Raw genomic sequence first — 22,140 nt, forward strand, 5'->3', positions numbered from 1 at the left:
GGATCAGTGGTGGGCGAAGTTTCGCCGGGTATGTGATCCCCGGCCAGGTGCTGGCAACGTTGGCGATGTGGGCGGGGCTGTTGCTCCCCTGTTTGTCAGCCTGAATGATGGCCGTTTGATGAAGATCAAGTCCTGTCCCTGGCAGGCGTCCATTCTGGAACCCTCAATCCTTTAAGTGGCTGTCGCCACGTGCCGAGGTGTTCCATGTCCCAGACTCAACGTTTGTTGCTATTGGCCCCTGACGCCATGATCCGTACGACGGCGTTCGACCGCGCCACCGAGTTGGCCCTGGCGTTGGACCTGCCCCTGCACATTGTGGCGATCGACTACCTGGAGCTGCTCTCGGTGGCCGGCCTTTTCGCCCCGGAGCAGGTCAGGCAAGCGCGTGAGGGCTATCTGGAAACCCATCGACATTGGTTGTGGCAACAGGCCGAACTGGCGCGCCGGCACGGCGTCGAGGTGACCTGTGAGGTAGTTTGGAGCAAGGATGCCTTTCAAGCCTTGCAGCAATACGTCAAGGAGATGCCGATGGCCTTGATCATCAAGGATGCGCAGCCGGAACCGGCGATGAAACGGGTTTTCTTCACGCCCCTGGACTGGCGTTTGCTGCGTGACTGTCCCGTGCCGGTGCATCTGGTCACGGACTCCCGTCACCCCCGGCCTCGGCGGGTCCTGGCGATTGTCGACGTGCTGCGCAGCGAAGAGCAGGACCTGGTGTTCAACGACCGGATCGTCGACGCCGCCGTCAAACTGGCTGAACAATGCAACGCCCAGGTCGAGTTGCTGCACGCCTTCGATTGGACGGCCGTCTACGCCGCAGATATGGGCATTGGTGCGCTCCCTCTCGCCACCGGGCTCTACGAAACATTGGGCCAGGCGCAGCATGAGGTGTTCGAATCCCTGGCCGAGCGGCATGGCGTCCCGCCACAGCAGCGCCACTTCATCGAGGGGGCGCCGCTGAACAGCATTTGCACGTTCGCCGCCGATCACCAGGTTGATGTCATCGTCATGGGTACCACGGCGCATCGTGGCTTGGACAGGCGCCTGGGCACCACCGCCGAACTCCTGCTGCAACGGGCGCCTTGCAGCGTATTGGCGATCAAGCCGCAAGCATGATGGGATCAACACTGGCGCGAAGCCGTACCAAGGCCTCGCGCCAGCGTACTGGTTAGCTAGATGTAGAGGCGGTGAATGACCTGGCGGGGGTCGTCGGGATCGCTGTGGGTTTCAAAACCCAGGCTGTGGGCCAGGTCCCGCATCGGGGCATTACTGGCGGCGTCGACGGAGTACATCTGGCGCAAGTCGTTTTTACGCGCGGCGTCGATCAGATGTTCCATCAACAGCGTTCCCAGCCCCAGATGCTGCCAGGGGTCGGCGACTGTCACCGCGCACTCGCATTCGTGTTCCTGGGTCACGCAATAGCGGCTGACCCCGATCTCGATCAATTCGCCGTTGTCATGGACCAGGGCGATGTAGGCCATGCGCGTCTTGCAGTCGACTTCCATCAACTGATCGAGCAGTGCCGCGCCTGGTTCGTTGATCTGGGCCAGGAAGCGCATGTGCCGGGACTCCGGCGACAGGCGCATGATGAAGTCGTACTCGCGCTGGCGGTCCTGTTCCCGAAGCGGTCTGATCAGCACATGCCGGCCGTCCTTGAGTGCCTGGATCCAGTGCTTGCCGCTGATGCTGGCATACAGGGCAGCGGCGCGTTCGTTGTGGTCTTTGACGGTGAGCATGGTGCGATCCTCCCTCGGACGTGCACGTGCGGTGCGGTAAAAAGCTAGGTAATCGGTACTGTTCTACGCCCGCCACGGCGAACGATTCTGATCTGGATCAGTGCCTGGGTATCCGTCCGTCGATTGGCCCGCGCTTGATTCCGATCAAACCGCTTGAGCGCTTACGCTCGACTTCACCGCCCGTCAGGCCAATGGGCAGGCACAGTTCAAGTGCGCTGCAATTGCAAGCGCAGCAGGCACGCTCCTCCAAGACTCTTGAGATAAAGGGGGGCATGGGAACCTGAGGATGTGTTCGCAACGAAACGACAGGCACCATCGCCTGGGGAGGCTTTCCAATGACTCAGAGTCCCTCATTGCAAACGGTCTTGAAGAACCGATGCGCCGCAGGACAAGGGCTGGTGGAACATTTGCTCAAATACGCTCAGAGGCCTGAGGTGATCATCCTGGCCTTGCCTCGCGGTGGAGTTCCGGTGGCTTACGAGGTGGCCACTGCCCTGCGGGTCGATCTGGACCTGATGCTGGTACGCAAGCTGGGCGTGCCGTCCAGGCCTGAATTTGCCATGGGCGCCATTGCCGGCGGCGGCATACAAATCCTGAATGACGATGCGCTTCGTGCTCATTCGATCGATCAAGCCAGTTTTGACGCCGTGGTCGCGCGGGAGACCCAGGAGCTGTCGCGGCGTGAGCAGGCGTATCGGGGCACTCGTCCATCTATGCAGCTCAAGGACCGAGTGGTGATCCTGATCGACGATGGCCTGGCGACCGGGGCTTCGATGATGGCGGCGATCCACGCGGTGCGAATGCAAGCCCCTTCGCGCATCGTCGTCGCCGTGCCGGTTGGTCCGCTTGAAACGGTGGAGGCACTGCGCAGCGAAGTGAATGAGGTGATTTGCCCGCTTATGCCTGATTGGATGGTTTCAATTGGCTATTGGTATGAGGACTTTTCGCAGACCTCGGATGAAGTCGTTGTCGATTTGTTGGCACGAGCCTGGCAACGAGAGGCCCATGACCACCATTCCAGCCGCTCGCCAGTTCCATAAAAGAGGCCCCTCGAAGAAGTTGCAGTGCCGCCGCTGGGCGCTTGATCGGTAAGAGTGGGGCAAAGTCTTCAGGGGGCAGGGTCTGCCTTTCCAATAGGCCCATGTTCATTCAGTGAGGATGGCTACACTTCTGTGCAGCGGCAAAGACATGCCATTACCACCACGGAAGACTGATCACGATGAAAGGCTCTGCGTTCCAATCACTCGGTTGCGCCGAGTGCCGTAACCATGAGGCGCTGGGATTTGATTTCACCATGGCCTTCCAGCCGATCTTCAATGTCCGAACGCGCGCGGCGTTTGCCTATGAGGCGTTGGTCAGGGGCGTCAATGGCGAGTCGGCAGGCTACATTCTGGGGTTGGTGAACGACGGCAACCGCTACCGATTCGATCAGGCATGTCGCGTGAAGGCCATCGAAGAAGCGGCAAGATTGGGCATTCTGGACATCCCCGATTGCTTGCTGAGCATTAACTTTCTGCCCAACGCGGTGTACCGGCCCGAGACCTGTATCCGGGCCACCCTGGAAGCTGCGCGCCTGACAAATTTCCCGCCGGACAGGCTCATGTTCGAAGTCACCGAAGGCGAAAGGGTGGACGACCCGGATCATCTCAAAGCCATTTTCGCGGAGTATGAGCGTCAAGGCTTCACGACTGCCATTGACGATTTCGGTTCTGGCTATTCGGGCCTTAACTTGCTGGCCATGTTCCAGCCCCAGGTGCTGAAGATTGATATGGCGTTGACCCGCACTATCGATCAAGACCCCGTCAAGCAAGCGATCGTTGAAGGCATCATCCTGGTCGCCAGGCGCCTGGGGATTCTGGTTATCGCCGAAGGTGTCGAGACCCGTGCGGAAAGCTCGACGCTATCAGGCATGGGGGTTGAACTGATGCAGGGGTATCTGTTCGCACGGCCTGAGGTCGGACGGCTTTCGGCTGGCAGCTTTGATTAGTTTTTTTTTGCGATTCCAAGGATATCAATTGTCAGAAAGCACCATTGGAAGGCAACAGGACGCCGCCGCACTACAGCAGTTCTTCCACAGCGCTAACGTCAGAACGGCCCCAGCTTGAGCGGGTACTCAATGACGATATACAGCCGGTCGATGTCATCGCCGCCCTGGCTGCTGTTGGCGCGATGGGTGACATGGGACAGTTGCAACGACAGGTCCTTGGCCGGGCCTGACTGCACGATGTAGTGCAGGTCCAGATCGCGCTCCCAATGGCGTCCGCCGTCCCCCTGTTGTGGACGGTAGTCGCCGGTGTCGCTATCGAACGGGTTGTAGGCACCGCCTTGGGGGGCATGGCTGCCATCGATCCCGCGTCCAGTCACATAGCGGGCCATGAAGCGCAGGCCGGGGATGCCCAAGGTGCCCAGGTCAAGGTCGTAGCGCGCTTGCCATGAGCGCTCGCCGGGGCCGTTGAAGTCGGCATATTTGATCGAGTTGGCCAGGTAGATGGAGTCGCCGCCGACGAAATCGAAGGGCGTGTCGCCGTTGATTTTCTGATAGGCCAGGGTGAACGCCTGGGCATTGAGCCGGTATTTGCCGCTCAGGCTATAGGCGGTGGTGTCGATAGCCCCGGCGACGGCTTTGCCATAGTCGCGGGTGTGGTAGAGGTTGCCGTCGAGGAACAGCTCGCCAAGCGTAGTGTGCAGGTTGGCGTAGTACTGGCGCCAGGTATCGCTCAGTTCGGAGGCATAGAGCGCACCGCCGAGGGCTTGGCCGGTGAGCAAGTCGGCGCCGATGAAATCGATGGCGCCGTGGCGCGTCGTTGCCCCATAGCCGGAAAAATCGCCCTTGCTGGTTGAGGCGTCCTGATTCTTGAACGCGCTGAAGTGACCCGCTTGCAGGTTCACCCCTTCGAACTCGCGGCTGGAGAGCAGCAGGCCGCTGGCGTATTCCGGTTGCAGGCGCTTGTCTGCGGTGTCGAATACCGGACTTTCCACGGTCATTTCGCCGACCGCCAGGGTGGTGCGAGAGGTGTTGAATTTCAGCGCGCCACCCGCGCTGGAATACTGGTCTTCGCTTCGCCCATCCTCATCCAAGGGCAATAATCCCGTTCCGGAGTGTCCCTTGCCGCCGTCCAGTTTCAGACCCAGGAATGCGTGGGCATCGATGCCTACGCCGATCGTACCGGGAGTGAAGCCGGACTCGAACGAAGCGATGAAGCCTTGGGCCCATTCCTGTTTGTAGCTTTTGCCAGCTGGGGCCTGGGTGCGATAGTCATTGTTGAGGTAGAAGTTGCGGCTGAGGATTTCAAGCCTTGCCCCGTCCAGAAAGCCAGGTGCGCTTTGTGCGGGTTCTGCCGCCATCGCCGACGCGGTGCTGCCTGTGAGCACGGCGAGCAGCCAGAACGGTTTCAAGGTAGCGGTTGAGTATTGTGGTGCAGGCAACATGCTTCGTTTCCGTGTGAGATGGGCGGGCGAAGGGGCTACGCACAGCCAGGTGTGTAGGGTTGAGCACGCAATTGCCGGCAACGCCAGGCAAATGGATTGATGCCTTCGCTGTGGGTGAAGATGTGGCAAAAGTGCGCCTGATCGCAGAACCCGCATTCCAGGCTGATTTGCGTCAGGGTCAGGTCGGTCTCTCGGATCAGTTGTTTGGCCCGGGCGATGCGCTGGCTACGGATCCAGGCCTGAGGGGACTGACCGGTGCTGCACTTGAAGGCTCGGGAAAAATGACTGCGGGACAGGGCGCAGGCCTTGGCCAGCTCAGCGATTTCCAGGGTGTCGCTCAGGCCGTCGAGAATCATTTTCTTGACCAGGCTTTCGCGCCAGGGAGACAAGCCACCAGTAGCGGATTTGCGCGTTGGATTGATGGGCGCCTTGACGGTGGTGTGCGATGGATGAGCCATGACTAAGATTCCGTGTCAGTGGGAAATGCCCGGCGCACCGCACGGTGGGCTGGCAGCTTCCCGCTTGAGAAAACAGGTCTGAGCAGAGGGCTTCATTCTTGGACGCGGAGCGCGGGCATGCGAGTTAAACGTTGTTAATTGCGTTCGGGTGCGGCGCCGAGCGCGCACTCATTCAGCACATGGCTGCAATTTTTGCGCTGTGAGGCGAGTGCATGATGACCTTCTCCGGCTGGCGTATGGGTGGCCGTTCTTCCGACTCGATCAAGGTGAAGGTATGAAGCATTCTCTGGTGTGCGCACTGCGCGGAGCGGGCCTGGCATTGGCGCTGACATCGTTGGACGCCCTGGCCCAGGCGCCGCTGCAGGCCACTCAAGTTCCCGGTTATTACCGCCTGGCGGTGGGCGACTACGAAGTGACGGCGCTGTTCGACGGCTACAACGATCTGTCGCCCAAGCTGCTCGAAGGCCTGAGCCAAAGCCAGATCCGCGCCTTGCTCGCCCGTCGCTCGATTGAAACACCGGGAGTGCAGACCGCGTTCAATGCTTTTCTGGTCAATACCGGTCAGCAACTGATCCTGGTGGACACCGGTGCCGGTCAGTGCATCGGCGCCACGGCTGGAATGCTCTCGGCGAACATGCAGGCCGCCGGTTATCGTCCGGAGCAGGTCGATGCCATCCTGCTTACTCATTTGCATCTGGATCACGTGTGCGGGCTGGTCGACGACAAGCAGCAACCGCTGTTCGCCAACGCTACGGTCTATGCGGCGAAGGCAGAAGCCGATTACTGGCTCGATCCCCAGGCGATGGCCAAGGCACCCGCCGGTGCCCGGGAGTTCTTCAAGATCGCTCAGGATTCCACCGCGCCTTATGTGGCAGCCGGCCGCTTCAAGACCTTCGCCGGCGGCCAGTCACCGCTGCCCGGTGTCGATGCCGCGCTGGAGCCAGGGCACACGCCGGGTAGCACCACGTACCGCTTTACCTCCCAACGCCAGAGCATCCTGTTCATGGGCGACCTGGTGCATAACCTGGCGGTGCAGTTCGAGCATCCCGAGGTATCGATTCGTTTCGATGTCGACAATAAACGGGCGATCAAGAGCCGGGCCAAGGTGTTCAACGAGGCAGCCACCGCCAAGACCTGGGTGGCGGCAGCACATCTGCCGTTTCCAGGCATGGGGCATATCAGTGCAGTGGGCGGGCACTTCCAGTGGGTGCCGGTCGAGTATGGGCCTTATCAACGGGCAGCCAAGGTGCCGATGATCGAATGAAATCCGATTGCTTGCGCCGATAAAACAGGCCTTGCTTCACTGCCGGAACAATAATCGATCTTCAACACCCGAGAGTCGGCGTCAGCGTGTTTCGACCTGAGCCCTGACGTCGACCCAATGTCGGTAATTAACCCCCACCCAACCTGACTACCACTCGCCACCGTGACGGGTAGAGCAGAGTGCTGGCCATTTGTCAGCCAGCTAGCCCGCGCGTTCTTGACAATCAATCTGCTTGGGCAAATACTCGCGTCCATATTCATATATATGACTAGATAACAAGGTGAATAAGGTCGATGAAAGCTCTCTCCAGCGATGTCCGTCTGCCGCTCTATCAACGTTTGCGCGACCAATTGGCCGAGCAGATCGCCAATAATCGCTGGCGCCCGGGGGAGGCGATCCCGACTGAGGCTGCGTTGTCGGCAGAGTATCAATTGTCCACCGGTACTGTGCGCAAGGCTGTCGATGCGCTGGTCAACGAGGGCATCCTGGAGCGTCAGCAAGGGCGCGGTACTTTCATTCGTCGACCGCAGTTCCAGTCGTCGCTGTTCCGTTTTTTCCGCTTTCAAAGTGCATCGGGCGAACGTCGGGTTCCCGAGAGCCGCATCCTGTCCGTAGAGCCGGTGGCCGCGCCTTCGGCGGTGGCCCAGGCGCTGGGGCTGCCGGTGGATGCACCGGTCATCCGCATTGTGCGAGTGCGTCTGCTGGAGGTGAAACCGGTGCTCGCCGAGGAAATCTGGCTACCCCGTAGCTGCTTCCAACCCTTGCTCGAAATCGACCTGAGTCAACAGGGCCCGCTGCTCTATCCCATCTACGAAGAAACCTGTGGCCAGGTCGTCGCCTATGCCGAAGAAACCCTTACCGCCGAATCAGTGAATGAGGTGCACGCAAGATTGCTGCAGGTGCCGGTCAACAGCCCTGTGGTGGTGATTGAGCGCCTGGCACGTGACTACGCCGGCAATCCCCTGGAGTGGCGACGCTCTCGCGGGCATGCCGAGCACTTCCGCTACAGCGTGGAAATTCGCTGACGCGGCCCGGCTAGGGGCGTCCAGCGGCGAGTGGGTCGCCGCTGTCTTTATCGTTTTGTTTGCCATGACTGGCCCTGTAGCGGCGCGGTTCGCTCTCGGCTGCCTTTCGTTCCACTTATAAGGATAAGAAGCATGTTCAGTTGGTATCGCCAAGTCACTGCGCGGGAGCGCAAAACGTTTTGGGCCTGTTTCGGTGGATGGTCGCTCGACGCCTTGGAAGTACAGATGTTCGGCCTGGCGATACCGGCGCTGATCGCCGCGTTCGCCCTGACCAAGGGCGATGCCGGGTTGGTCAGCGGCGTGACCCTGGTCACTTCGGCCCTGGGCGGTTGGGTCGGCGGGACGCTGTCGGACCGCTACGGTCGGGTGCGCACGTTGCAATGGATGATCTTGTGGTTTTCGTTCTTCACCTTCCTGTCGGCGTTCGTCACCGGCTTCCACTCGTTGTTGATCGTCAAGGCGCTGCAGGGCTTCGGGATCGGCGGGGAGTGGGCCGCCGGTGCGGTATTGATGGCCGAGACCATCAACCCAAAATACCGCGGCAAGGTCATGGGCACCGTACAAAGCGCTTGGGCGGTGGGTTGGGGGCTGGCGGTCGGCGTCTTCACGCTGATCTACTCCCTCGTGCCGCAGGACATGGCCTGGCGGGTGATGTTCGTCGTGGGCCTGCTGCCGTCGTTCCTGATCATCTGGGTGCGGCGCAACGTTGAAGAGCCCGACAGTTTCCAGCGGCTGAAAAAAGACAACGTCATTCCCCAGAGTTTCTTCAAATCCCTGGCCGGCATCTTTCGTCCCGAGTTGATCCGTGTGACCTTGTTTGGCGGGTTGCTGGGGCTGGGTGCGCACGGCGGTTACCACGCCGTGATGACCTGGCTGCCGACTTTCCTCAAGACCGAACGCAACCTGTCGGTGCTCAACTCCGGCGGCTATCTGGCGGTGATCATCTTCGCCTTCTGGTGCGGCTGCGTGGTCAGTGGCTTGTTGATCGATCGCATTGGTCGTCGGAAAAACATCGTGTTGTTCGCGCTGTGTTGTGTGGTCACCGTGCAGTGCTATGTGTTCCTGCCGTTGACCAACACCCAGATGCTGTTCCTGGGGTTCCCGCTCGGCTTCTTCGCGGCCGGTATTCCGGCGAGCCTCGGGGCGTTTTTCAACGAATTGTACCCGGCGGATGTGCGCGGCGCCGGCGTGGGGTTCTGCTACAACTTCGGCCGGGTGCTCTCGGCGGTGTTCCCGTTCCTGGTCGGCCACATGAGCGATTCCATGTCCTTGGGCTCGGCCATTGGCATCGACGCCGGGATCGCCTACGGCGTGGCGGTGATCGCGGCGCTGTGCCTGCCGGAAACCCGTGGCCGCAGCCTGGAAGCCACTGTTGCATCTGCGCCTGTGGTTGAGCGTGACAGCCAGGGCGCCCGGGCCTGATTTTCCTTATTGTCGATAGATGAGCCTCATGCCTGATACCTGTACTAAACCGATCACCGGCATTGACTGCCACGCCCACGTGTTCAGCCGCGAGCTGGAGCTGGCCGCTGTCCGGCGCTACACACCTGACTATGACGCCACGCTCGCTCAATACCTGAGCCACCTGCACGCCCACGGCTTGAGCCATGGCGTGTTGGTGCAGCCGAGCTTTCTCGGCACCGATAACCGCTACCTGCTCGCTGCGCTACGGCAAGCACCGGAGCAGTTGCGTGGCGTCGTGGTTCTGGAGCGGGACGTCAGCCGCGCCGTGCTGGACGACATGGCCCGGCTGGGCGTGGTCGGTGTTCGCTTGAACCTGATGGGCAAAGCCTTGCCTGATTTTCGCGACGTCGCCTGGAACGGTTTTTTGGGTCACCTCGCGGAGCTGGATTGGCATGTCGAGTTGCATGCGAACCTGGCGGACTTGCCGGGGCTGATCGGTCAGCTGTTACCGTTTGGCATCCGTTTGGTGGTCGATCACTTCGGTCGCCCGGATGCGCGTGTGGGGCTGGATCAACCTGGCTTTGCCCAATTGATGGAGCTTGGGCGAGGCGGGCAGGTCTGGATGAAGGTGTCCGGCATCTATCGACTGGGCGCAACGGCCCCGCAGAACCTTGAATTCGCTCGCGCCTCGTTGACGCTGCTGGAACAATCTTTCGGTCCCGAGCGCCTGGTGTGGGGCAGCGACTGGCCGCACACGCAGCATGAAGAAAGTGTCGGCTTTGACACGGTCATGGGGCAGTTGCGCGCATTGCAGTGTTCGGCGTCACTGATGCATGCGTTAATGGTTCAGGCCCCCCAGGCATTATTCAGGTTTTGAGGTGCAAGGCCTGTGACGTCGAGTTTTCCTGAACTCGCCCGGTGAATAGGGATCTAGACTCCATTGAAGCCCTGTGAGCAGTAGCCGTATCCGTCTCTAGAAGGATTTGCGCGCTGGAAGCATCGGCCCAGGCTATGGCGGCCGGGGCGCTGGACAGCGAGGGCGTTTCAGCCAGGCGGTTTGAGGAAGACTGATGTCGAACATTGAAGAGCTACCCATGGAAGCGCGCACGGCAAGCGAGTATGAAAGCTTGATCGCGATGGGGACGAGCGCGCTCGATGCCATTCCCGGTGCGGTGTACCTCTGCGATCGTCAGGGGTGGCTCGTGCGGTACAACAGTGAGGCGGCCGAGCTGTGGGGAAGGGCGCCAGTACTCGGAGAGAATGGCGACCGTTTCTGCGGTGCCTATCGTCTGTTCCTGGCCGACGGTACGCCGCTGCCATTCGAACACTGCCCGACCGCCTCGGCGCTCAATACCGGCATAGCCTCGCGCAACCAGGAAGTGCTCATCCAGCGCCCGGATGGTTCGCGGTTCGTGGCGCTGATGAACATCCGCGCCCTCAGGGATCGGCGCGGCGTCGTCCAAGGGGTGATCAATTGCTTCCAGGACGTCTCGGCGCATCACGCCATGGCCGAGGAGCTGCGGCGCAAGAGTGCCGACCTGGAAGACTTTTTCGAAAACAGCGCCGTGGGCCTGCATATCGTCAGTGGCGAGGGCATCATCCTGCGCGCCAACAAGGCGGAGCTGGCGCTGCTGGGTTATCCGGCGCAAGAATACATCGGGCGGCACATCACCGAGTTTCATGTCGACGAACCGGTTATCGGCGACATCCTCACCAAACTGGGCAGTGGCGATTGCCTGGAGAGCTATCCGGCGCGCCTGAGGGCGAAAGATGGCTCGATCAAGCATGTCACGATCACCTCGAACGGGCGCTTCGAGGACGGAAAGCTCTTCAACACCCGTTGTTTCACCATTGACAGAAGCTGCGTCCATGCGGCCGAGGCGGCACGCCAGGACAGCGATGAGCGGCTTTCGGCGACCTATGAGGCGGTGACCATCGGAATTTCCGAGGTCGATATCGACGGTCGCTTGCTCCGGGTGAACGATGCCCTGTGCAACATGCTGGGGCGGTCGCGCGAAGAGCTCCTGTCGATGACGTTTCTGGACTACACCCACCCGGACTGTATTCAGCAGGATGCCGGGTTGTACGCCCGCCAGGTGGCCGGTGAGCTGGAGAACTACGTGCTACGCAAACGCGCCCTGAAGCCCGATGGCGAAGTGGTTTACCTCGACATCCACAGCTCGTCAGTGAGGGACGCCAACGGTACGTTTCGTTATGGCGTGCGGGTGCTGCAGGACGTCACGCTGGCGCGGCGGATGGAAAACCAGCTCCGCGAAAGCGAGCGGCACATGCGCAATCTGCTCGAAGCCTTGCCTGCCGCGGTGTACACCACCGACGCCGAGGGGCGCATCACGTTCTTCAATCGCGCCGCCGTCGAGTTGTCGGGGCGCACGCCGCAGTTGGGCGAGATGTGGTGTGTGACCTGGAAACTGTTCAATACGGACGGCAGCGCACTTCCCCACGATCAATGCCCGATGGCGGTGGCGCTGAAGGAAAACCGGCCGATACGCGGCGTCGAGGCGGTTGCGCAGCGGCCGGATGGCAGCCATGTACCGTTCACGCCGTTTCCCACGCCGTTGCATGACGCCGATGGAAATCTGGTGGGCGCCATCAACATGCTGGTCGATATTTCCGAACGCAAACAGGCGGAAAACCGGCAGAAGACGCTGATCGATGAGCTCAATCACCGGGTCAAGAACACCCTGGCCACGGTGCAATCCCTGGCGGCCCAGACCGCGCGCAATGCAGAGGATGCGAAAGACGGCTACAGGCGTTTCGAGGCCAGGCTCCTGGCGTTGTCGCGGGCACACGATCTCTTGACCAAGCGCCATTGGGGGCAGACTCCGCTTCACACCCTGGCCCTTGAAGTGCTGATGCCGGTCTTTGGCCATGAACCTGGCCGCGTCGTGATCGAAGGTGCTTCTGCGGACGTCGGTACCCGGGTGGCGCTCAATCTGACGATGACCCTCAATGAACTGGCGATCAACGCGCTTAAATACGGGGCCATGTCGGTCGAGACGGGGACGCTTTCAGTTACCTGGCACCTGCAAGCGCAGGCAGATGGAACGCTGCTGACCCTCGACTGGCGTGAACAAGGCGGGCCGCCCGTGTCACCCCCTGGACGGGAAGGGCTGGGTTCTCGCTTGATGAAGCGCTGCATCGAGCGTGACCTGGCTGGCAAGTTCGACCTCATCTACGCTCCGCAAGGCGTTTGCTGCCGCTTTTCGTTTCTGATTGGAGTATCTGGGGCATGACCCCATTTGCTGGGGTCAGGGTGCTGGTCGTCGAGGACGAAGGCGCGATTGCCCTGTTGATCGAGGAGATGCTGGAAGAGCTCGGATGCGAAGTGGTGGCGTCAGTCGCCCGGCTCGCTGCGGCATGTGATATAGCCGGTTCGGTGCAGGTTGACCTGGCGATCCTGGACGTCAACCTGGCTGGCGAGCGTGTTTTCCCGGTGGCCGAAATTCTTCGCGGTCGCAATATTCCCTTTCTATTCAGCACCGGATACGGCGCCAGCGGGCTATCCGCCGAATATGCCGGGTGCCCGGTTCTGCACAAACCGTTCTCACAAAGCGAGCTGCAGCAGAAAATTGCCGTTACGCTGGCGGGCGCTCGCGACAGCGACTTGGCCTTCAGCTCCGATGCCAACTGACCCGGCGCTATCGCGAGCAGGCTCGCTCCCACAGTTTTTTCGAGTACTCGCAAAAGTCGTGTCCGGCCCAAATCCCTGTGGGAGCGAGCCTGCTCGCGATAGTGGCGGCACAGCCAACATCGCAGCCGACTGATGCAACACTATCGCCAGCAAGCCCAGCCCTGACTTTCAAACCGGCCTCTACGAGACGTTGCCTCTGGACTGTGCTAAATCTCTACCGGCAGCCCACCAACCGCTATTACCCATTGAAGGAGTGATCATGAGTCTCCACGGTCATTACGATCCGCAGAACATCTTTGCGCTGATCCTTCGCGGCGATGCGCCGTGCTACAAGATTTACGAAGACGCCGATGTGCTGGCCTTCCTGGATATTTTTCCTCAATCGCGCGGCCATGTCCTGGTCATCCCCAAAGGCTCCCAGGCACGCAATATCCTTGAGGTCGAGCCCGCTGTCCTGGGCGCGATGATATCTGCCGTGCAGCACCTGACACGGATCATCGTGGACGAATTGCAGCCGGACGGGGTTCAGGTCGCGCAGTTCAATGGGGCCGTGGCCGGGCAAACGGTCTATCACATTCACATGCACATCATTCCACGCTGGGAAGGTGAGGCGCCCGGTGTGCATGGCAGGGGCAAGGCTGATCCCGCAGAGCTGGAAGCACTCCAGGCTCGTCTGGTCGAGCGCATTCGCTCAGAGGCGTGATAGCGCGCGGGGCACGGGGCGCATCAGTTGCCGTGCCCCTGGCTGTTGCGGACCAACTCATAAGCCCGGCGTACCAATGGATTGACAGTATTCGGTCGAATCCACAGGTGATAGGTCACGTCCGGTAGCCGCGGTAAACCATCGTTTTCTCCCAATACCCGCATATCCGGCCCGAGCATTTCCATGCTGCGGGGCGTGACGCCCAACCCAGCGCGGGTCGCGGCCTTGATGCCGATCAGGTTCGAGGCCAGGTAGGCCTGGCGCCAGGGGATATTGGCGCGTTCGAGCGCCTCGAGGGCATAGCGGCGATAGATGCTGGGTTCGTCCACCAGGATCAGCGGCAACGGCTCGCCGGGATTGTGAAGGTACTGGGCCGAGCAGATCCACCACACCGGCGAGGTGCGCAAGGCGAAGCCTTCGAGGCTGGGATCCTGGCGGGTGGAAATGATCATGTCGACCTTGCCGCGACGCAGGTCGTCCATCAGGAACGGGCTGCGCCCGACATCGATCTCCAGGCGCAGGCGCGGGGCCGAGCGGGCGATGTGGCTGAGGATCGGTGGCAGGATGGTGTCGGCGATGTCGTGGGGCGAACCGATGCGCAGTACACCACTGAGGCTGCTCTCTCGCAGGGAACTGAGGACGTCATCGTTGAGCGATAGCATCTGCCGCGCATGCCTCAGCAATTGCTGGCCCGCTTCCGTCAGCTGTTTTTGCCGCCCGCGCTTTTCGAACAGGCTCACCCCGACCTGTTGTTCCAGGCGTTGCATGTGCTGGGTCACCGACGATTGCGTGCGGGACAGTTGGGCGCCCGCTTCGGCGAAGCTGTGGTGGTCGACCACAGCGATGAAGGTGCGCAGTAATTCGAGATCGAGGGTCGACATGGCGATTGCTTCATATCAAGGGTGCAAACCTAAACATTACAGAATTTTATGAATTTATGGGAAGAATGTGGCTCGTGGCTTTCTGTGGGCCAATAAAATAGCGGTTATGCGTTTTTTGCCTGAAAGCCAAACCTTGGAAGTTATAACGATATTAGATATTTGAATTTCCTTTGCCTTCGGGGGATACCTAGGATGCCCACTCATCAGGCCGGGGGACGCCGGCCATTCATGAGGGGAAATCCATGTTGCTCGAGCGCTCACCCGTAAAACGATTGCTGCCTGTCATGCTGGGCGCCTTGATCTCATTGTCGGCCGTCGACAGCGTCCGGGCCGATGCCACCCTGGACAAGATCGAGCAACGCCACGAACTGGTGGTCGGCGTGCTGCTGTCCGGTGGTCCGTTCGGTGGCATCGACCCCGCCATCCAGAAACCGCGTGGCTTGAACGTCGACCTGGCCCAGGAATTGGGTCGGCAACTGGGCGCCGAGGTGCAATTGGTGCCGGTATTGCCCGCCAACCGCGTGCAGTTCCTGCAGCAGGGTAAAGTCGATGTGCTGATCGCCAATATGGAATGGACCGCCGAGCGCGGTGAAATCCTCGGGTTCGTGCCCACGCCGTTCTACCGCGTCGGTGGCACCGCGGCGGTACTCAAGGACAGTACGATCAGCCGCTGGGAAGACCTGAAGAATCAACCGGTGTGCACCTCCCAGGGCAGCAGCTATATCAAGCCGCTCACCGAGTTGGGCGTCGAGATCAAGGCCTTCAAGAGCTCCTCGGAATCACTCCTGGCGCTGCGGGGCAACAACTGTGTTGCCGCGGTGCACGACGCCACGCTGATCAATCCGCTGATTGCCGACAACGCCGAATGGCAGGGCTACCGCGCCCTGAGCCCGGAGCTGAACCCGGCACCCTCGGTGATCTGGACGCGCAAGGGCGAGAGCGATACCCAGGCCAGGCTCGATCCGATCATCAAGCAATTGCACCGCAGCGGCTGGCTGATCGAGGCCCAGACCCGTAACCGCATCACGCCGGCGTCACCGGCCTTGGTGGAGTTGCAGAAACAGTTCCAGGCCAACGGCGCCTGAGGACTGTCGCGCCTGCCTTCTCTCCCAACGACCGACGCTCAAGGTAATCACCCATGACTTCATTTTTCATCCCTCGAACCCTGGTCAGCCTGTGCCTGGCATGGTCCATCGGATCTGCTGCCAGCCTGGCCCAGGCCGATGCCACGCTGGACCGGATCGAGCAACGTCACGCGATCAGCGTCGGGGTGATGCTCAGTGGCGCGCCCTTCGGCACGATCGACCCCAAGACTGGCGAACACCTGGGCTACAACGTCGAATTGGCCCAGGGCATCGGCAAGGCGCTGGGCGTGGAGACCCAGACCGTATCGGTCCTGGCGCCAAACCGCGTGCAATTCCTGCAACAGGGCAAAGTCGACATCCTGATCGCCAACATGCAGTTCACCGAAGAGCGCGGCGAGATTCTCGACTATGTGCCCACGCCTTATGAGGAGGTTGGTGGCGCGGCGTTGATTCGCAAGGGTTCCGGCATCAGCCAGTGGGCCGACCTCAAAGGCAAGCCAGTGTGCGTGTCCCAGGGCAGCAATTTCATCAAGCCCCTGCAGGAAACCTATGGCGCACAGATCAAGGCTTTTCGCAGCCAGTCCGAGTCGCTGTTGTCGTTGCGCGGCAATGGCTGCGTGGCCGCGGTCCATGTGAGTCCGACCCTGCATGCGCTGCTGAGTGAAGACGAATGGGCCGGCTATGAAATTCCGCTGCCGGGGGATCTGATTCCGTCGAATTCGGTGATCTGGCTGCGCAAGGGCGAGCACGATACCCAGGCGAAACTCGATGCCATCGTGCGCGACTGGCACCGCAGCGGCTGGCTGATCGAGTTGGGCGAGCGTACCGGCATGGCGCCGTCCCAGGCCCTGCGTGATCTGCATGCCAAGTACAGCAATGCCGCCCCCCTGGCCGCGCAACCATGAGCCAGTCGTTGTTTGCGGCGTTGCAGGCATTGGTGGGTGCCAGGCATGTGCAGAGCAGTGAAGAAGCCGCGCCGTACCTGACCGACAAGCAGGGCCGTTACGTCGGCCAAGTGATTGCCGCGGTACACCCGGCCAGCACCGAAGAGGTGGCGGCGGTGGTCCGGGCTTGCGTCGCGACCGATACGCCCGTGGTGGTGCAGGGCGGCAACACCGGACTGATGGGCGGTGCCACCCCGGACGCCAGCGGTCGCGCCGTGTTGCTATTGCTCGACCGAATGAATCGGGTACGTGCGGTGGACACCGACAACGACACCCTGACTGTCGAGGCGGGCTGCATCCTGCAAACTGTCCAGGAGGTTGCGCGTGCGGCCGGTCGCTTGTTCCCTCTGAGCCTCGGCGCCGAAGGCAGTTGCACCCTCGGCGGCAACCTGGGGACCAATGCCGGCGGCACCGCAGTGCTGCGCTATGGCAATACCCGCGAACTGACCCTGGGCCTGGAAGTCGTGACCGCCCAGGGTGAGATCTGGAACGGCCTGCGCGGCTTGCGCAAGGACAATACCGGCTACGATCTGCGGGACCTGTTTATCGGCAGCGAAGGCACGCTGGGCATCATCACCGCCGCGACCCTGAAGCTGTTTCCACTGCCCAAAGCCCAGGCCACCGCGCTACTGGCGTTCGACTCGTTGGAGCAGGCAGTGGCCTTGCTGTCTCACGCCCGCGCCGGTTTTGGGGCCAGCCTGACGGCCTTCGAGTTGCTCAGCGCCGGGTGCCTTGCATTGTTGCGCGAGCAGTTTCCCGACGGTCCGCGGCCATTCTCCAATGCTCACCAGCCTTGGTTCGCACTGTTGGAACTGTCCGATAACCACAGTGAAAGTCATGCACGGGAAGTCTTCGAACAGGTGCTGGGCGAGGCCTTCGAGCAACACCTGCTGGCCGATGCGCTGATCGCTGAAAACCTCGTCCAGAGCCAGGCGTTCTGGCGACTGCGGGAAAACATGAGCGATGCGCAAAAGCGCGCCGGGCGCAACATCAAGCATGACATCTCGGTGCCGATTTCCCAGGTCGCGGCATTCGTTGCCCATACCGATGCGCTGCTGCAACAGCATTTTCCCGGCGTGCGGCACTACACCTTCGGTCATCTGGGCGACGGCAACCTGCATTACAACGTTGCCCATCCGCTGGGCTCCACGGTTGACGCGCACATGGCCCATTACACTGCGCTCAGCCAACTGGTCCACGACAGCGCCCATGCCCACGGTGGCTCGATCAGCGCCGAACACGGTATCGGCCAGCGCAAGGTTAATGTGCTGGGGCGCTACAAAAGTGCGGTGGAACTGGACCTGATGCGTCGGATCAAGCAGGCGCTGGATCCGCGCAATCTGCTCAATCCGGGCAAGGTGCTGGAGGACACGCGGCCATGACGCTTTACCTGTCCAAACGCGTGCAGCGGGTCTCGCTGTCAGCCAATGCCGCCGCCAAGTCCCGGGCCACGGCCCTGCGTGAGGCCGGTCGCGACATCCTCGACCTGACCACCGGCGAGCCGGATTTCGATACGCCGGTGCACGTCAAGCAGGCCGCCTACGCCGCCATTGCGGCCGGCGCCACCAAGTACACGCCGACGCCGGGCGTAAGGGCCTTGCGTGAGGCCGTGCAACACAAGCTGCGCACGGAAAACCAGCTGGACTATCCGCTGGCATCCATCGTGATTGCCAACGGTGCGAAACAGATCATCTTCAACGCCTTCGCAGCGACGCTCGATGACGGCGACGAAGTGCTGGTACCGACGCCGTACTGGCCGTCCTTCCCGGACAGTGTGCGTTTCAATGGTGGTGAACCGGTGTTCATCGAATGCGGGCTGGACCAGGGCTGCAAGCTCACGCCGCAACAACTGGAGCAACACATCGGCGAGCGTACGCGCTGGCTGATCCTCAACAGCCCTGGCAACCCCAGTGGCGCGGTGTACAGCGAGGCCGAACTGCAAGGCCTGGCCCAGGTACTTCGGCGTCATGCCCACGTGCTGATTCTGCTGGATGAGCTCTACGAGCACATTCGTTTCGACGGCCGTCCGGTCCAGGGCTTGCTCAACGTCGCGCCCGATCTGCAAGCGCGCTGCCTGCTGGTGGGCGGGGTATCGAAAACCTATGCCATGACCGGCTGGCGCATCGGTTTCGGTGCCGGGCCGCAAGCGTTGACCGAGGCCATGACCGTGGTGCAATCGCAATCCACTTCCGGGGCTTCCTCGGTCGGCCAGGCGGCGGCGTTGGCGGCGTTCGAGGGTGGGCTGGATTTTCTCGCGGAACAGGTCGCGGCTTATCGTCAACGCCGTGACGTGCTGGTGAGCAGCTTGCGCAATGTCGAGGGCCTTGAAGTCCTCGAGCCTCAAGGTGGTTTTTTCGTATTTGTGCGCTGCGCCGGGTTGTTGGGGCGCTACCGCCCGGACGGCCAGCGTCTGGAGCACGATACCGACGTTGTCGAGTACCTGCTGGACGAGGGCGTCGCTGGCGTCGCGGGCGGTGCGTATGGCTTGTCGCCGTGGTTTCGCCTGTCCATCGCCACGGCGACCGCAACCGTTGCCGAAGCGGGTCACCGAATTGCCCACGCTTGCGGCCGATTGAGGGGCGAGCGATGAGCCATTGGCTGGAGCAGTTCGTCCATTGGAGCGCCGGGCTCGGCCTCAACTACAACTTTTTGCTCGATGCCTATCAGCGCGGCACGCTGGAGCAGGGCGCGTTGACCACGGTGTTGTTGTGCCTGTTGACCATCGTCGGCAGCCTGCTGGCGGGCGTCGGCCTGGCGGCACTGTTGACCTCGGGCAAGCCCTGGCTCGCCAGGCCGGCGCGGGTGTTCATCGAAGTCACCCGCAATACGCCGACCCTGGTCCAGCTGTATTGCGCCTTCCTGGTGCTGAACATGCTGCTGACCGAGGCCGTCGGTGCGGCCAACCCGCTGACACCCTTCGCCTGGGTGGTGATCGTGATCTCGCTGCACAAGGGTGCGTTCCATGCCGAAGCGCTGCGGGCCGGCATCGAGGCGGTGCCTGCGGTGACCCTGGAGGCCGCCAGTTCGCTGGCCTTCGATCACCGCCAATTGTTATGGAACGTGCAACTGCCCCTGGCCCTGCGTTTTGCCTTGCCGTCGCTGATCAATAACCTGATCGACCTGGTGAAAATGACCGCCGTGGCCTCGGCCATTGCCGTGGGCGACATCACCTACGCGGCCATCATGATCTGGACCCAGAGCGATAACGTGCTGGAGCTGATGATTCTGATCCTGGGTTTTTTCGGCTTGCTGAGTTTCACCGTCAATTGCGTGGGGCGCTACCTTGAAGCGCGCCTGAGGATGCCCGGCTATGGCCATTGATTCGTCCGTCATCGTGCCGCTGACTTGGCCGCGTCGACATTTCGGCAAGGTGCTGCTGGGGATCGGAGCGCTGTCCTGGCTGGTGTATTTCGCCCCGCACAGCCCGGTGTTCAAGGCCTTGCTGCAATGGTCACCGGCCCTGGCCGCAGGCTTCGGCCAGAATATTCTCATCAGTCTGCTGGCCATTGGGCTGGGTTCTGCCGCGGGGTTGGTGGTCGGCGCCATGGTCCTGTCGCCCCTGCGCTCGCTGCGCTGGCCGGCACGGATCTGGGTGCAGGTCTTGCGCAACGCGCCGTGGCTGGTGCTGATCTATTTCACCACCTATGTGTTCCCGTTCGAGATTCGTATCGGCCACGGCTATGTCTCGTTTCCCGACTGGATCAAGGTCACCCTCGGCCTGGCGTTGCCGGCCAGTGCCAACGTCGCGGAAATCTTCCGGGGCGCGATTGCCTCGATCCCCAGTACTCAATGGGAGGCCGCGCGCTCCCTGGCGTTCACCCGTGGGCAGATTTTCCGCTCGATCATCCTGCCGCAGTGCTTCAAGCGCATGTTGCCGCCGTGGATGAACCTCTACGCGGTGATCACCATGGGCACCGCGCTGGCCTCCCTGGTGGGCGTGCATGACGTGATCGATACCGCGCAGATCGCCAGCAATACCGTGAACCTGACCGGCTTCACCGTGGTGATCTACCTGAGCCTGCTGGTGCTGTTCTTCGCCTATTGCTACCCGATTTCCCGCCTCACCCAATACCTGGAGCGACGTTATGCCTTCTACTGAAACCGTCGCCGAACCCCTGGTCAGCCTGCGCGACCTGCACCTGTCGTTCGGCAGCAACCCGGTGCTCAAGGGCATTGACCTGGATGTGCGCCGTGGCGAGGCCGTGTCGATCATCGGCCCGTCCGGCTCGGGCAAGTCGACGATCCTGCGTTGCATTACCGGCCTGTTACAGCCCCAGCGCGGCAGCATTCGCGTCGGTGCCACCGAAGTCCACACCCTGGCCCAGGAAGCCCAGCGCATCGAGTTGCGCAAGCGCGTGGGGTTTGTGTTCCAGCAGTACAACCTGTTCCCGCATCTGTCGGTGCTGGAGAACCTGGTGATCGCACCGCGCAAGGTCCTGGGTCGCAATCGGGCCGACGCCGAGAAAGACGCCCGCGCCTTGCTCGCCAAGGTGCGCATGGAGCACAAGGCCGATGCCTACCCGGGGCAGCTCTCGGGCGGCCAGCAACAACGGGTGGCGATTGCCCGCGCCCTGGCGATGCGTCCGGAGCTGATTCTGTTCGATGAAGTGACCTCGGCCCTGGACCCGGAAACCGTCGGCGAGGTGTTGACGGTGATTCGCGAGCTGACCGAAGAGGGCATGACCTGCGTGCTGGTGACCCACGAAATGCGCTTCGCCGAGGAGATCAGCGATGTCGTCTATTTCACCGAGAACGGTGTGATCGTCGAGCACGGTAGCGCCGCGCGGATTTTCCAGCACCCCACCAGCGAGCGCACCCGGGAGTTTCTGCGCCATGCCTTGGGTGACCCAGGGCGGCGTCTGCCCAACGCCGATGATCCGTACCTGTTGACCAACCTGAGTCGCTACAGCCTGTCCGTTTAATTGTCTGTTCTGAACAATGGAGCCTGCCCTATGAGCGTGTTTAGCCGTCCCGATGTCATCGAAGCCTTCCTGCAGAAAGTACGCGTCATCCATCAGCGCGGGGTCGATCGTGCCGCGCTGACTGAAATCGTTGGTCTGTTGGAAGGTCTGGCCGAGCGCCGCGACCTGTTCAACTTCGAAACCTTTCCGGCGCCGGTGCCGGGGCAGGGCAGCACCGCGTTCCGCTACCGCCTCAATGACGATGGCGACACTCCGACGTTGTACCTGAACTCGCTGCTGCCGGGCAAAAGCACGATCCCTCACAACCACGAAACCTGGGCGATTATCAGTGCTATCGAGGGCCAGGAAATCAACTACGTCTACCAGCGCGACGACGAGGGGCGTGAACCGGGTTACACCACCCTGCACCTGGAAAAAGAAGTGATCGTGCAGCCCGGCACCTCGATTTCGTTCCTTGGGGAAGATCTGCATGGCATTCGGGTCGCCGGAGAGCAGCCGACCCTGCATTTCCACCTGTATGGCTTGCCGCTGGAGTCGCTCAATGGCCGTTATGGAGTCGAGGCCGATGGGCGGATTCTCAATTACAACGCCTCGCAAATGGCCCCGTCGATCAAGGCCTACGCCCACTGACGCCACC

Annotated in this window: 22 protein-coding genes; 18 read left to right on the plus strand and 4 right to left on the minus strand. The window is 61.6% G+C overall.

Annotated features, from left to right (window positions below; translation table 11 throughout):
- Positions 1-204 precede the first annotated feature (204 nt).
- Positions 205-1,116, plus strand: coding sequence for a universal stress protein (locus tag GN234_RS01495; protein WP_176687701.1), 912 nt, complete (start codon positions 205-207; stop codon positions 1,114-1,116).
- A gap of 56 nt (positions 1,117-1,172) precedes the next feature.
- Here GN234_RS01495 and GN234_RS01500 read toward each other — a convergent pair whose 3' ends face one another.
- A complete protein-coding gene (locus GN234_RS01500) occupies positions 1,173-1,736 on the minus strand; it encodes a GNAT family N-acetyltransferase (protein ID WP_176687702.1) in 564 nt (187 codons plus the stop codon).
- 335 nt (positions 1,737-2,071) lie between these two features.
- On the opposite strand from GN234_RS01500, the gene GN234_RS01505 reads away from it, so the two are divergent.
- Both GN234_RS01505 and GN234_RS01510 read left to right on the plus strand, forming a co-directional pair.
- Positions 2,072-2,776: a phosphoribosyltransferase gene (locus tag GN234_RS01505; RefSeq protein WP_176687703.1), complete on the plus strand. Its 705-nt coding sequence runs from the start codon at positions 2,072-2,074 to the stop codon at positions 2,774-2,776.
- A gap of 179 nt (positions 2,777-2,955) precedes the next feature.
- Positions 2,956-3,723, plus strand: a complete 768-nt coding sequence (locus GN234_RS01510; protein WP_109753063.1) for an EAL domain-containing protein — start codon at positions 2,956-2,958, stop codon at positions 3,721-3,723.
- Between the two features lie 98 nt (positions 3,724-3,821).
- On the opposite strand, the gene GN234_RS01515 is transcribed toward GN234_RS01510, so the two are convergent.
- Together GN234_RS01515 and GN234_RS01520 are read right to left on the minus strand one after the other, a co-directional pair.
- Positions 3,822-5,165: an OprD family porin gene (locus GN234_RS01515; protein WP_109753062.1), complete on the minus strand. Its 1,344-nt coding sequence runs from the start codon at positions 5,163-5,165 to the stop codon at positions 3,822-3,824.
- Positions 5,166-5,200: 35 nt separating this feature from the next.
- A complete protein-coding gene (locus GN234_RS01520; RefSeq protein ID WP_109753061.1) occupies positions 5,201-5,623 on the minus strand; it encodes a helix-turn-helix domain-containing protein in 423 nt (140 codons plus the stop codon).
- A 274-nt stretch (positions 5,624-5,897) separates the two neighbouring features.
- Between GN234_RS01520 and GN234_RS01525 the strand changes: the two genes are divergently transcribed.
- The 7 genes from GN234_RS01525 to GN234_RS01555 all read left to right on the plus strand — a co-directional run bounded on the left by GN234_RS01525 (position 5,898) and on the right by GN234_RS01555 (position 13,671).
- Complete coding sequence (locus GN234_RS01525; protein ID WP_116832596.1) at positions 5,898-6,887, plus strand: MBL fold metallo-hydrolase; 990 nt, start codon at positions 5,898-5,900, stop codon at positions 6,885-6,887.
- A 293-nt stretch (positions 6,888-7,180) separates the two neighbouring features.
- Positions 7,181-7,912: a GntR family transcriptional regulator gene (locus tag GN234_RS01530; protein ID WP_176687704.1), complete on the plus strand. Its 732-nt coding sequence runs from the start codon at positions 7,181-7,183 to the stop codon at positions 7,910-7,912.
- A 132-nt stretch (positions 7,913-8,044) separates the two neighbouring features.
- Complete coding sequence (locus GN234_RS01535) at positions 8,045-9,334, plus strand: MFS transporter (RefSeq protein WP_109753058.1); 1,290 nt, start codon at positions 8,045-8,047, stop codon at positions 9,332-9,334.
- 28 nt (positions 9,335-9,362) lie between these two features.
- A complete protein-coding gene (locus GN234_RS01540) occupies positions 9,363-10,193 on the plus strand; it encodes an amidohydrolase family protein (protein WP_176687705.1) in 831 nt (276 codons plus the stop codon).
- Positions 10,194-10,386: 193 nt separating this feature from the next.
- Positions 10,387-12,570, plus strand: coding sequence for a PAS domain-containing sensor histidine kinase (locus GN234_RS01545; protein WP_176687706.1), 2,184 nt, complete (start codon positions 10,387-10,389; stop codon positions 12,568-12,570).
- Positions 12,567-12,968 carry a response regulator gene (locus tag GN234_RS01550; protein WP_109753055.1) on the plus strand — a complete coding sequence of 134 codons (402 nt, stop codon included), beginning with the start codon at positions 12,567-12,569 and terminating at the stop codon, positions 12,966-12,968. The genes GN234_RS01545 and GN234_RS01550 overlap by 4 nt, the downstream gene beginning before the upstream one ends.
- 259 nt (positions 12,969-13,227) lie before the next feature.
- The gene (locus tag GN234_RS01555; protein ID WP_176687707.1) at positions 13,228-13,671 is read left to right on the plus strand and encodes an HIT family protein; all 444 of its coding nucleotides are present in this window, start codon (positions 13,228-13,230) and stop codon (positions 13,669-13,671) included.
- Between the two features lie 23 nt (positions 13,672-13,694).
- Here GN234_RS01555 and GN234_RS01560 read toward each other — a convergent pair whose 3' ends face one another.
- Positions 13,695-14,552 carry a LysR substrate-binding domain-containing protein gene (locus GN234_RS01560; RefSeq protein ID WP_109753052.1) on the minus strand — a complete coding sequence of 286 codons (858 nt, stop codon included), beginning with the start codon at positions 14,550-14,552 and terminating at the stop codon, positions 13,695-13,697.
- Between the two features lie 242 nt (positions 14,553-14,794).
- On the opposite strand from GN234_RS01560, the gene GN234_RS01565 reads away from it, so the two are divergent.
- From GN234_RS01565 to GN234_RS01600, 8 genes are read left to right on the plus strand one after another with little or no spacing between them, the layout of a single operon-like run.
- Positions 14,795-15,637 carry a transporter substrate-binding domain-containing protein gene (locus GN234_RS01565; RefSeq protein ID WP_176687708.1) on the plus strand — a complete coding sequence of 281 codons (843 nt, stop codon included), beginning with the start codon at positions 14,795-14,797 and terminating at the stop codon, positions 15,635-15,637.
- A 53-nt stretch (positions 15,638-15,690) separates the two neighbouring features.
- Entirely contained in the window at positions 15,691-16,542 is an 852-nt protein-coding gene (locus GN234_RS01570; RefSeq protein WP_176687709.1) for a transporter substrate-binding domain-containing protein, read from the plus strand.
- Complete coding sequence (locus GN234_RS01575; protein ID WP_109753049.1) at positions 16,539-17,963, plus strand: FAD-binding oxidoreductase; 1,425 nt, start codon at positions 16,539-16,541, stop codon at positions 17,961-17,963. The genes GN234_RS01570 and GN234_RS01575 overlap by 4 nt, the downstream gene beginning before the upstream one ends.
- Complete coding sequence (locus GN234_RS01580; RefSeq protein ID WP_176687710.1) at positions 17,960-19,171, plus strand: aminotransferase class I/II-fold pyridoxal phosphate-dependent enzyme; 1,212 nt, start codon at positions 17,960-17,962, stop codon at positions 19,169-19,171. Before GN234_RS01575 ends, GN234_RS01580 begins: the two co-directional genes overlap by 4 nt.
- Positions 19,168-19,902 (plus strand): amino acid ABC transporter permease, encoded by a 735-nt coding sequence (locus tag GN234_RS01585; protein ID WP_109753047.1) that lies wholly within the window; start codon positions 19,168-19,170, stop codon positions 19,900-19,902. The genes GN234_RS01580 and GN234_RS01585 overlap by 4 nt, the downstream gene beginning before the upstream one ends.
- Positions 19,892-20,680, plus strand: a complete 789-nt coding sequence (locus tag GN234_RS01590) for an amino acid ABC transporter permease (RefSeq protein ID WP_176687711.1) — start codon at positions 19,892-19,894, stop codon at positions 20,678-20,680. Before GN234_RS01585 ends, GN234_RS01590 begins: the two co-directional genes overlap by 11 nt.
- Entirely contained in the window at positions 20,667-21,503 is an 837-nt protein-coding gene (locus GN234_RS01595; protein ID WP_109753045.1) for an amino acid ABC transporter ATP-binding protein, read from the plus strand. The genes GN234_RS01590 and GN234_RS01595 overlap by 14 nt, the downstream gene beginning before the upstream one ends.
- A 30-nt stretch (positions 21,504-21,533) precedes the next feature.
- Positions 21,534-22,133, plus strand: a complete 600-nt coding sequence (locus tag GN234_RS01600; protein WP_025569695.1) for a cysteine dioxygenase family protein — start codon at positions 21,534-21,536, stop codon at positions 22,131-22,133.
- Positions 22,134-22,140 lie beyond the last annotated feature (7 nt).

Origin of the sequence: Pseudomonas bijieensis, assembly GCF_013347965.1 — a bacterium.
GTDB classification, from domain to species: domain Bacteria; phylum Pseudomonadota; class Gammaproteobacteria; order Pseudomonadales; family Pseudomonadaceae; genus Aquipseudomonas; species Aquipseudomonas bijieensis.